Annotated in this window: 8 protein-coding genes; 4 read left to right on the top strand and 4 right to left on the bottom strand. The window is 72.1% G+C overall.

From position 1 onward, the window contains the following. Positions 1-125 precede the first annotated feature (125 nt). From ABZV34_RS28100 to ABZV34_RS28115, 4 genes are all read right to left on the bottom strand, one after another. Positions 126-2,516, bottom strand: coding sequence for a DUF3488 and transglutaminase-like domain-containing protein (locus ABZV34_RS28100; RefSeq protein WP_356282366.1), 2,391 nt, complete (start codon positions 2,514-2,516; stop codon positions 126-128). Beyond that, complete coding sequence (locus ABZV34_RS28105) at positions 2,513-3,871, bottom strand: DUF58 domain-containing protein (protein ID WP_356282369.1); 1,359 nt, start codon at positions 3,869-3,871, stop codon at positions 2,513-2,515. Before ABZV34_RS28105 ends, ABZV34_RS28100 begins: the two co-directional genes overlap by 4 nt. After that, positions 3,871-4,914, bottom strand: coding sequence for a MoxR family ATPase (locus ABZV34_RS28110; protein ID WP_356282372.1), 1,044 nt, complete (start codon positions 4,912-4,914; stop codon positions 3,871-3,873). Before ABZV34_RS28110 ends, ABZV34_RS28105 begins: the two co-directional genes overlap by 1 nt. A 263-nt stretch (positions 4,915-5,177) precedes the next feature. Next, positions 5,178-5,741, bottom strand: a complete 564-nt coding sequence (locus ABZV34_RS28115; protein WP_356282375.1) for a carbonic anhydrase — start codon at positions 5,739-5,741, stop codon at positions 5,178-5,180. Between the two features lie 433 nt (positions 5,742-6,174). Between ABZV34_RS28115 and rsmH the strand changes: the two genes are divergently transcribed. The 4 genes from rsmH (at position 6,175) to ABZV34_RS28135 (ending at position 11,589) form a co-directional block, all read left to right on the top strand. Then, positions 6,175-7,131 (top strand): 16S rRNA (cytosine(1402)-N(4))-methyltransferase RsmH, encoded by a 957-nt coding sequence (gene rsmH / locus ABZV34_RS28120; protein WP_356282378.1) that lies wholly within the window; start codon positions 6,175-6,177, stop codon positions 7,129-7,131. A gap of 120 nt (positions 7,132-7,251) precedes the next feature. Next, positions 7,252-7,905, top strand: a complete 654-nt coding sequence (locus tag ABZV34_RS28125) for a hypothetical protein (RefSeq protein WP_356282379.1) — start codon at positions 7,252-7,254, stop codon at positions 7,903-7,905. 5 nt (positions 7,906-7,910) lie between these two features. Continuing rightward, on the top strand, positions 7,911-9,863 hold the full coding sequence (locus ABZV34_RS28130; protein ID WP_356282382.1) for a penicillin-binding protein 2: 1,953 nt from the start codon (positions 7,911-7,913) through the stop codon (positions 9,861-9,863). A gap of 205 nt (positions 9,864-10,068) precedes the next feature. Next, complete coding sequence (locus tag ABZV34_RS28135; protein WP_356282485.1) at positions 10,069-11,589, top strand: UDP-N-acetylmuramoyl-L-alanyl-D-glutamate--2,6-diaminopimelate ligase; 1,521 nt, start codon at positions 10,069-10,071, stop codon at positions 11,587-11,589. The last annotated feature ends 1 nt before the right edge of the window (position 11,590 follow it).

An 11,590-nucleotide genomic window follows, 5' to 3' on the forward strand; every position in this document is an offset into this window, starting at 1 on the left:
GTACCCCCCGGTTGTTGGGGGGTGGGGTTGGTCTCGTGGTGGCCCGGGGGGGTCACCCCGGTGGCCCCCGCCCCCCCCGGCCGGGAGGTGCGGGCCACACGGGGTGTCCGGCGCGGTGACCGGCGTCAGCCGTTCTGCCCTGAGGGGCGTCGCGACAGGGTCTTCCTGCGGGCCGCCATCCGAGCCGTGACGGTCGCCCGGCGGGCCGACGCCGCCCACGCCACCCGGATGGCTGAGCGGGGTGCGACAAGCGCCCGCAGCCGGGCGCTCCGGCCGGCCGGAGCGCGCAGGGCATCCGCGACCCGGCGGGCATCCTCGGCGAGCCCCGCGGTCGGCCGGGGACGCGGAGCGTAGAGAACCTGCTCCACCGCCGCCGCCACCCGGTGCACCGCCTCCGAGGCCTCACCGTCGAGAAGCCCCAGCCGCACGATCCGCGCCGCCGCGTTGCGCGGCGTCTGGGACTCGTCCGGCACGATCCCGAAGTCCCACGCCGTGTCGGTCACCTCCAGCCAGGCCGCCAGCGTGTACGCCGCCGCGTCCTCCTCACCACGGCCGTGCGCGCCGAGCCGCAGGGACCGGACCCGCAGCCGCCACAGCATCGGCAGCAACGGCAACGCCAGCACCAGGAGCCCCAACAGGGTCAGCCCCAGGATCTGGAACCACGGTGTGCCGGCGTCGTTGGAGCCCACCGCGGCCGGCGCGGACTGGCTCGCGCACGGCTCCCGCCTCTCCATCCGGGGAGAGCAATTGGTGCCGGCCGACGGCCTGGTGGACGGCGCCGCGGACGTCGAGGTAGTCGGCTTCGGCAGTGCCGGCGTGTCCAGGCCAGGGGTGGCCGTCTGGGTGTAGTCCGGCACAGAGCCCCGGCTCGGGGTCGGCTCGAAGCGGGTCCAGCCCACCCCCTCGAAGTACAGCTCGGGCCAGGCGTGCGCGTCCCGCAGTCCCACTGACATCGAACCGTCGGCCTGCGGGGTGCCGGGCGTGAAACCGACCGCGACCCGGGCCGGTATCCCCAGCGTGCGGGCCATCGAGGCCATCGCGAAGGAGAAGTGGACGCAGAAACCCTGCTTGTCCCTCAGGAAGCGCGCGATCGCGGCCGAACCACTGCCGACCTGCACCTGGGTGTCGTAGGTGAATCCGCCGTTCACCGCGAAGTAGTCCTGGAGCTTGACCGCCTGCTCGTAGTGGTTCGCCGAGCCCGCGGTGACCTCGCGCGCGGTCCGGGCCACCATCGCGGGCAGCGACTCGGGCACCTTGGTGAACTCGCGCTTCAGGGCCGCCGACGGCTCCGGCGCGTCCGCGAGCTGCGCCGCCGTCGGCTGGACGACCAGGCTGGTGACGTCGTACTGCACACCGCGCGTGTTCTGGCCGTGGTCGCCGACGAGCGTGCGGCCCACCGGTTCGTAGCGCCAACTGCCCTTGATGCTCACCCGGCTCGCGGGGTACGGCAGCGGGAGCCAGTCCTGCGCGTACCAGTCTGCCGCCGCGATGCGGGTGCGGATCTCGCTGCGCCGGACGTCCGCCCCGAGGCCGATCGGTGTCGGGAACGTGTCGGGCACGTCCTGGATGTGCCGCTGGGCCGGCTTCCACGCCGTGCCGTCGAAGTCGTCCAGGGACACGATCCGCAGATACATGTCCTGGGTGTCTTCGCTGTTGGTGCGGTAGGACATGACCTGACGGTCCTCGTCCACGTTCAGGCTGTCGCGGAGCGAAACCAGCGGGTTCACCGCGGAGATCGTGCCGCCGCCGCCGGAGCCCGGGCCGACGCCCGCACCGGCGGCGTCCAGCAGACCGCCGTCGAGTGCGGGCAGGCCGAGCGGCACCACCAGGGCGACACCCAGCGCGACCGCGCCGATGCGCCGCCCCGTGCGGACCGGTGCGGTCGCGCCCGACGAGACGTCCGGCCCCTGCGTGCGGGGAGCGCCGCCGAAGACACGCCCCCACTGCGAGAGCCGGTCACGGCCCTCCGCCAGAAGCAGCATCAGATAGCCCCCGGCCGCGAGCAGGAACCACAGCCAGGTGGCCCCGCCGCCCGACAGCCCCGCGGCGACCGAGTACAGCGCGAGCAGCGGGAGTCCGGCGGGGGCCGCGCTGCGGAACGTCACCGCGAGCGCGTCCACCGCGAGTCCGATCACCAGGACACCGCCGACCAGCATCAGCCGGATACCGTCGGACAGCGGTGCGGGTATCGCGTACCGCCCGACGTCGTCCGTGCCCGTCTGGAGCAGATCGCCGAGGTGCTGGAACGCCTCCGGTCCGGGAACGAACCCGAGGAGCGCCTGCTGCCGGGCGAAGACCAGGGTCAGCAGCATCAGCGTCACCAGCGCCTGGGCCGCCACGGTCAGCGGCCGGGCCAGCGGCGCCCGCCGGGTCAGCGCTCCCACCCCGGTCTGCAGCGCCAGCAGGAACGCCGCCTGGAAGAGCCAGGTCACCGGATCGATCAGCGGCAGCAGGGCGCACGCCGCCATCAGCGTGGCCGCCGCGGAACACAGCGTCAGTCGTGCCCGCCCGCTCATCGGACTCCGCCCCCCGCCGTACTCCCCGTGGACGCGGCGTTCGTGCGCTGTCGGTCCGCCAGCCGCCACAGGCCCGCGAGATCCGCGCCACGCGGAACCGTCACGGCGGTCCAGCCCGCCTCGCGCAGCATGCGCAGCCGATCCTCGCTTCCGCCCAACGGGCCGGGGACGTCGGCGGGTTCCCGCACCCAGGCCTCGCTGTCCAGCAGGAAGGCGACGGCCCCACCGCTGCGCTGGCGCATCTTGGCGAGCACCGTCGCCTGCTCCTCGTCCAGGTCGCCCAGAAAGGCGATCAGCAGCCCTTCGTTCCCGCTGCGCAGCACGTCGTAGGCGCGGGACAGCCCCGTGCCGTCCGAGTGGTCGATCACCGCGAGCGTGTCCATCATCAGCCCGGCGGCGTCCGCCGACTGCTGGCTCGCGCCCGCGAACCCGTCGGAGCCCTCACCGGGGACCGAACTGCCGTCGTCCGTCAGCAGCCTGACCGAGAAGCCCCGCTCCAGCATGTGCACCAGCGACGACGCCGTGCCCGAAACCGCCCACTCGAAGGCCGAGTCGGGGCCCGCACCCTGGTAGGCGATGCCCCGGGTGTCGAGCAGCACCGTGCACCGGGAGCGCTGCGGCTGTTCCTCGCGACGGACCATCAGTTCGCCGTAGCGCGCGGTCAGGCGCCAGTGCACCCGGCGCAGGTCGTCGCCGTAGCGGTAGCCGCGCGGGATGATGTCGTCCTCGCCGGCCAGTGCCAGCGAGCGCTGCCGTCCCTCGCCGTACCCCTTGGCCTCGCCGGTCAGCCGCACCGGCGGCAGCGGCTCCACGCGCGGGATGACGGTCAGGGTGTCGTACGTGGAGAAGGAGCGCGTCAGCTCGCACATGCCGAAGGGGTCCGTGAGCCGCAGTTGCAGCGGTCCCAGCGGATAGCGGCCACGCAGGTCGGAGCGCACCCGGTAGGACACCTCGCGGCGACCGCCCGCCTCCACCCGGTCCAGGACGAATCGGGGCCGCGGCCCGAGGACGTACGGCACCCGGTCCTGGAGCATCAGCAGTCCGGTGGGCAGCCGGGAGACGTTGTCCATCCGCAGATGGACCCGGGCCTCGGAGCCGGCGGGTACGCGCCCGGGGGAGAGTCTGCGGCTGCCCGCGACGCGGTACCGGGTGCGGTACAGCACGGTCGCGCAAGCCAGGGGAAGCGCGGCGAGCAGCAGGCCGACCCGGAGCAGATCGCTCTGTCCCAGGACGTACGCGCAGATCACGGCGGCGACTCCGGCGGCCAGGAAGGAGCGTCCGCGTGTGGTGAGGCCGGCGAGCGCGGTGCGCAGTCCGCCCTTCTCGTCCTCGGCGTCGCCCGGCCCCCCGGACATCACAGCCTCCGGGGCGGCTGCTGGCCGAACGCGGGCGCGCCGCGGCCCATGGTGAAGCCCGAGCCGGCCTGCTGCTGGGGTGCTGCCGGAACGGGGGTGTGCTGCAGGATCTCCTGGACGACCTGCTCGGCCGTACGACGGTTCAGCTGCGCCTGGGCGGTGGGGAGCAGACGGTGTGCCAGGACCGCCACGGCGAGTGCCTGGATGTCGTCCGGAAGCGCGTACTCCCGGCCGCTCAGGGCGGCGGACGCCTTCGCCGCGCGCAGCAGGTGCAGCGTGGCACGCGGCGAGGCGCCGAGTCTCAGATCGGGGTGGGCGCGCGTGGCGGCGACCAGATCGACCGCGTACCGCCGGACGCTGTCCGCGACGTGGACCGTGCGGACGGCGTCGATGAGCTTGACGATCTCGTGCGCGTGCGCCACCGGCTGGAGGTCGTCCAGCGGGTTCACACCGCCGTGGATGTCCAGCATCTGCAGTTCGGCCTCCGCGCTGGGGTAGCCGATGGAGACACGGGCCATGAAACGGTCGCGCTGGGCCTCCGGCAGCGGGTAGGTGCCCTCCATCTCGACGGGGTTCTGCGTGGCGACCACCATGAAGGGGCTGGGCAGTTCGTAGGTCGTCCCGTCGATGGTGACCTGGCGCTCCTCCATCGACTCCAGGAGCGCGGACTGCGTCTTGGGCGAGGCGCGGTTGATCTCGTCGCCGATCACGATCTGCGCGAAGATCGCGCCCGGCTTGAACTCGAAGTCCCGGCGCTGCTGGTCCCAGATGGACACACCGGTGATGTCCGAGGGCAGCAGGTCGGGCGTGAACTGGATACGCCGCACCGAGCAGTCGATGGACCGGGCCAGCGCCTTGGCGAGCATGGTCTTGCCGACGCCCGGGACATCCTCGATCAGAAGATGCCCCTCGGCGAGCAGCACGGTCAGCGAAAGCCGTACGACCTCTGGCTTGCCCTCGATCACTCCTTCCACCGAACTGCGGACTCGCTCCGCAGTGGCGGTCAGATCCGTGAGGCTCGCTCGATCGTCATAGGTCGTCACCCGGCCCTCCTCGGCCCTTTCTCGGGCCGACGCCCTGTGCGGACCGGCCCACCCCGAAAAACGGACACCACGCGCGAAGTTCCGCGTGACGCCACACCCGCATTCTTGTTGCCGTTACCGGTTCGTGTCACTCGCCTGTGGATAACTGGCTGCGATATGTCGGGTCTTACGGGCTTTTGGGCGCCGGAAGGTCGGGGTTATTTCGTGAAGCGAGGGTCCCACGAAGGCCCCCCGCGGTTGTACGAGGGGGCCGGTGGGAGCGTTCAGGCGGGATCGATCTCGCGCAGCAGACCCGTCGTCACGTCGAAGACGAAGCCGCGCACGTCATCCGTGTGGAGCAGGAACGGGGAGGTGCGCACTCGTTGCATCGACTGCCGTACGTCCTGGTCGACGTCCCTGAAGGCCTCGACCGCCCAGGCGGGACGCTGGCCGACCTCCATCTCCAGGTCGTGCCGGAACTCCTCGGTGAGGGACTCCAGGCCGCAGCCGGTGTGGTGGATGAGCACGACGCTACGGGTGCCGAGCGCCCGCTGGCTGATCGTGAGGGAGCGGATCGCGTCGTCGGTGACCACGCCGCCCGCGTTGCGGATGGTGTGGCAGTCGCCGAGCTCCAGCCCGAGCGCCGCGTGCAGGTCGAGCCGGGCGTCCATGCAGGCGACCACGGCCACGCGCAGCACGGGCCGGGCATCCATCCCCGGGTCGGTGAACGCGGCGGCGTACAGCCGGTTCGCATCGACGAGACGATCGGTCACGGTGCCGTCGGGGGAGGCGTCGCGAGCCGATATGGCGTCTTCGGGCTCTGTGGGTACGGATGCAGAAGTCGTCATAGGTATGACGTTACTGGTCACGTATGAAGTAGTCCTGCTGTGAGGGTGGACAAAGAACGTCATCGTCTCTTGTTGTGAGGTAACCCACATGGGCTCCCGGTATCGTCTGTATGGGTGATCTTTGCCGATTCATGGCTTCGCCCGGGGCCTGATCGAGGAGCGGTCCGCGACGCGCAGGCCGGTTGATTGACCGTGAGACGGCGTGGACTAAAGTGACGCGAAGCGGGAGCCGAGACTCCCTGCTGGACTGTTTCCCCCCGGAGACCCGGCGATTTTCCGGCGTCTTCCCCGCGTGCGCGGCGCGTACGTACGGCTCGGCCTCCTCCCGCTCCCGGTCGGCTGACGCCACTCACCCGGCGGCAGCGGGCCTCCCCTTCCCGAGCGGGCGGGGACCCGGCGGTGCGTGCGACCGTGCCGGATCTGAGAGGGCCCCTTGAGCCAGAGTCGACACGTCCCGGTGATGCTCCAGCGGTGCCTGGACATGCTGGCCCCGGCCCTCGCCGAGCCGGGAGCCGTCGTCGTCGACTGCACGCTCGGACTCGGCGGCCACAGCGAGGCGCTGCTCACCCGTTTTCCCGAGGCCCGTCTGGTGGCCCTCGACCGTGACAAGGAAGCGTTGCGCCTCTCCGCGGAGCGGCTCGCGCCCTTCGGCGAACGCGCCGCCCTCGTGCACGCCGTCTACGACGAACTGCCGGACGTACTCGCCCGCCTGGACATCCCACGCGTCCAGGGAGTCCTGTTCGACCTCGGCGTCTCCTCCATGCAACTCGACGAGGCCGACCGCGGGTTCGCGTACGCCCAGGACGCCCCGCTCGACATGCGCATGGACCAGACGACCGGTATCAGCGCGGCAGAGGTGCTCAACACCTACGCGCCGGGCGAACTGGTACGGATCCTGCGCGCCTACGGCGAGGAGAAGCAGGCCAAGCGGATCGTCTCCGCCGTGGTGCGCGAACGCGAGAAGGAGCCGTTCGGCAACAGCGCGCGGCTCGTCGAGCTGATCCGCGACTCCCTGCCGCAGGCCGCCAAGCGCACCGGCGGCAACCCGGCCAAGCGGACCTTCCAGGCACTGCGCATCGAGGTCAACGGCGAGCTGAGCGTCCTGGAGAGTGCGGTCCCCGCCGCCGTGAAGACGCTCGCCGTCGGCGGCCGGATCGCCGTGCTGTCGTACCACTCGCTGGAGGACCGGCTGGTCAAGCAGGTCTTCGCGGCGGGCGCTGCCACCACAGCGCCGCCCGGCCTGCCCGTGGTGCCCGAGCGCTATCAGCCCCGGCTCAAGCTGCTCACCCGTGGTGCCGAACTTCCCACCGAGGAAGAGGTCGCCGAGAACCGGCGAGCGGCTCCCGCGCGGCTGCGCGGGGCGCAGCGCATCCGTGAGGACGCCGAGTGAGGCGCCAGGAGGGGGAGAGCGAGTGAGTGGGAAACCCGAACGCACGGCGCGGCCGAGGGCCGGCGGCGCACCCCCGCGACGCGACCGCGGGTCGGGAAAGCGAACCCGCCGGGAGGGCCTGTGAGCAGGAGACCCGAACTCAAGGGCCGGGCCGCCCGGCTCGCCCGGCTTCTTCCCGCCGGCGCGGCCCACGCCGCCCGCACCCCCTTCGTCCTGCTCGTCGTGCTCCTGCTCGGCGGCGGACTGATCGGCCTGCTCGTGCTGAACTCCGCGCTGAGCGAGGGTTCCTTCCACCTCGACGACCTCCAGAAGGGCACCAAGACCCTCACCGACCAGGAGCAGGCGCTGCAGCGGGACGTGGACGCCTACTCGGCGCCCGACGCCCTCCAGCGCCGCGCCCGGGAGCTGGGCATGGTCCCGGGCGGCGACCCCGCCTTCCTCGACCCGGACGGCACCGTCAAGGGCGTCCCCGAAGCGGCCTCCCGGGATTCCTCCCTGCAGAACCCGGCGACGCGCCCGCCCGAGGTCCTCGCCTCCTCGCCGGCCGCGAGCCAGACCCCGCGCACCGGCAGCCCGGCCACCGGCACCCCCGCCACCACGCCCGTCACCCCGGCCGTCACCACTCCGGCCGCCACCCCCCGGGCCGCCGGTGTCCCCAGCACCCCCGCCAGCCCCGTCACTTCCCGCGCACGGTCCCTCGCCTCCGTTCCCACCCTCACCCCCACCCCCACGCTCACCCCGTCCACGCAGCGCTCCTCGACCCCCGGCAGGTGACGGAAGTGTCCGACAGGGAACCGCCGCGCCGCCGTGTGCCCGGCCCCGCCCGGCCCGCACGCCCCGGCGGCGGGCGCCGCCCGAACCCCGGCGCCCGCCCCGCACGCCGCCCCGGCGCACCCAGGCCCGGCGGCTCGAGCCCCCTGCGGCTCGGCAGTCCCCGGCCGCGGCTGCGCATGGTCAGCCTCGCCCTGACGCTGGTGATGGCGGCCTTCGTCGTCCGGCTCCTCCAGGTGCAGGCCGTGGACGCGAGCGCGTACGCCGCGAAGGCCGAACAGAACCGCTACGTCGGCCGCACGCTGGCCGCCACCCGGGGCGGGATCACGGACCGCAACGGCGTCGAGCTGGCCACGAGCGTGGACGCGTACGACATCACGGCCGATCCCACGATGTTCACGCGGGGGGCGACGAAGGTGTCGGACGCGCCCGAGCAGGCCGCCGCGCTGCTCGGGCCGATCCTCGACCAGAGCCCGGACACGGTGGCCAAGAAGCTGCGGACGAAGAACACCCGCTACACGCTGCTCGCGCACCGCAGGACCCCGCAGGTCTGGAAGCAGATCAAGGACCTGAAGACCACCCTCGCGGCCAAGGCGGAGACCGACAAGAGCGCGGTCAACTTCCTCGCCGGCGTCCTCGCGGTCCCGGCGAGCAAGCGCGTGTACCCGAACGGCGATCTCGCCGCCGGGATACTGGGCTGGGTCAACGCCGACGGCAAGGGCGGCGGCGGTGTCGAGCAGCAGCTGAACAAGGACCTCTCCGGCAAGGACGGCAAGCTCCGCTACGCGCAGTCCGGCGGCCGTCAGGTGCCGACCGTGGGCTCCACCGAGACGCCCGCCGTGGCCGGCTCCGACGTCGAACTGACCATCGACCGTGACATCCAGTGGGCCGCGCAGAACGCCATCGCCGAGCAGGTGAGGAAGTCCAAGGCGGACCGCGGGTACGTGATCGTGCAGGACACCCGCACCGGCGAGGTGCTGGCGATGGCCGACTCGCCCGGCTTCGACCCGAACGACCTCTCCCAGGCCAGTGCGGCGGCCCTGGGCAACGCGGCCCTCCAGGACGCGTACGAGCCCGGCTCCACCGCCAAGGTCATGTCGATGGCCGCCGTGCTGGAGGAGAACGTCGCCACGCCCGGGACGCACGTGGTCGTGCCGAACCGGCTGCACCGCGGCGACCGGCTCTTCCAGGACGACATCGACCACGCGACCTGGAACCTGACGCTCAACGGCGTGCTCGCCAAGTCCAGCAACATCGGCACCATCCTGGCCGCCGGCCAGCTCGGCAAGACGCAGAAGGAGGCCAACAAGGTCCTCTACTCGTATCTGCGCAAGTTCGGCATCGGCGGCTACACCGGGCTCGACTTCCCCGGCGAGACGCGGGGCATCCTCGCGCCCGCGGACAAGTGGTCGACGTCGCAGCAGTACACGATTCCTTTCGGCCAGGGTGTCTCCATCAACGCGATGCAGGCGGCGTCCGTCTACTCGACGATCGCCAACGGCGGTGTGCGCGTGGAGCCGACGCTGGTGCGCGGCACGAAGGGACCCGACGGCCGCTTCGCCCCCGTCGTCCAGCCGAAGAGGACCAGGGTCGTGAGCGCCAAGACGGCGAAGACCCTCGCCCAGATGCTGGAATCCGTAGTGGACGACGAGGAGGGCACCGGCGCCAAGGCGCGCATCCCCGGCTACCGGGTCGCGGGCAAGACGGGTACGGCCAACCGCGTGGATCCGGCCACCGGCAAGTACCACGGCTACACCTCGTCGTTCGCCGGATTCGCCCCCGCCGACAAGCCCAGGATCACCGTCTACTGCGCGATCCAGAACGCCACCACGGGCAGTTACTTCGGCGGCCAGATCTGCGGCCCCATCTACAAGCAGGTCATGGAGTTCGCGCTGAAGACCCTCCAGATCCCGCCCACCGGAGCCGGGGCCGCCAACCTCCCCGTCTCCTTCACCCCGTGATCCGCCCCGAGCCCGCCCCCGACCCCACACCCTGATCAGCCCGTACGTACAACGGACCAGGAACCACCTCGTGACAACGATCACCCCGGATCCCCGCAACCAGGGCTCCGCGCGCCCCTCGCTTCGCTCCGGCGGGGGTGAGCCCGGTACGCTCACCGCCGTGCCAGACGCTGATCAGTCCCAAACCACCCAGAAGGGCGTTCCTGTGACATATCCGGGGCCGCCGCGACCGGTCCAGAACTCCGCAACACCCCTCGCGGAGCTCGCCGATCAGCTGGGTGCCAACGCCCCGGCGTCGACCGCGGAGGTCACGGGAATCACCCACGACTCCCGCGCCGTGCGCCCCGGCGACCTCTACGCCGCGCTGCCCGGCGCCCGTCTGCACGGCGCCGACTACGTGACCCAGGCGGCCGGTCTCGGGGCGGTCGCCGTGCTGACCGACCCGACCGGTGCCGAGCGGGCCGCGGCCACCGGCCTGCCGGTCCTCGTGGTCGACGACCCGCGCGGAATCATGGGCGAGCTCGCGGCCACGATCTACGGCCATCCCGGGCGCGACCTGCTCCAGATCGGCATCACCGGAACCTCCGGCAAGACCACCACGGCGTACCTCGTCGAGGGCGGTCTGAAGACGGTCCGCAGCACCGGCCTGATCGGCACGGTGGAGACCCGCATCGGCGACGAGCGCATCAAGTCGGAGCGCACCACCCCCGAAGCGACCGATCTCCAGGCGCTGTTCGCGGTCATGCGCGAACGCGGAGTCGACGCGGTCGCGATGGAGGTTTCCAGCCACGCGCTGGTGCTCGGCCGGGTCGACGGCTGCGTCTTCGACATCGCCGTCTTCAGCAACCTCAGCCCGGAACACATGGAGTTCCACTCCGACATGGAGGACTACTTCCGGGCCAAGGCGCAGCTGTTCACTCCGGAACGCAGCAAACTCGGCGTGATCAACCTCGACGACGCCTACGGGCGCCGGCTGGCGGAGGAGACCACCGTCCCCGTCGTCACCTTCTCCGCGGAGGGCCACCCGGACGCCGACTGGCGGGCCGAGGAGGTCGAGGTCGGTCCGATGGACTCGGTCTTCGTCGCGGTCGGCCCGAAGGGCGAGCGGATCACCGCCAGGTCGCCGCTCGCGGGCCCCTTCAACGTGGCGAACACCCTCGCCGCGATCGTCGCCCTCGCCGCCGCCGGACTCGACCCGCAGACCGCGGCCGACGGCATCGCCGCCGTCCCGGGGGTCCCGGGCCGGCTGGAGCGCGTGGACGCGGGCCAGCCCTACCTCGCGGTGGTCGACTACGCCCACAAGACGGACGCCGTCGAGTCGGTGCTGCGCGCGCTGCGCAAGGTCACCGAGGGCCGGCTGCACGTCGTGCTCGGCTGCGGCGGCGACCGTGACACGACCAAGCGGATGCCGATGGGCGCCGCCGTGGCGCGGCTCGCCGACACCGCCGTACTGACATCGGACAACCCCCGCTCCGAGGACCCCCTCGCGATCCTCGCCACGATGCTCGCGGGCGCCGCCGAGGTACCGGCCCACGAGCGCGGCGAGGTCCAGGTCTTCGAGGACCGGGCCGCCGCCGTCGCCGCCGCCGTCGCCCGGGCCCGGCCCGGCGACACCGTGCTGGTCGCGGGCAAGGGCCACGAGCAGGGCCAGGACATCGCCGGGGTGGTGCGTCCCTTCGACGACCGCCAGGTGCTTCGCGAAGCTATCCAGAAGACCCAGGGATGAA

The organism is Streptomyces sp. NPDC005195, from assembly GCF_040608315.1.
GTDB classification, from domain to species: Bacteria; Actinomycetota; Actinomycetes; order Streptomycetales; family Streptomycetaceae; genus Streptomyces; species Streptomyces kaempferi.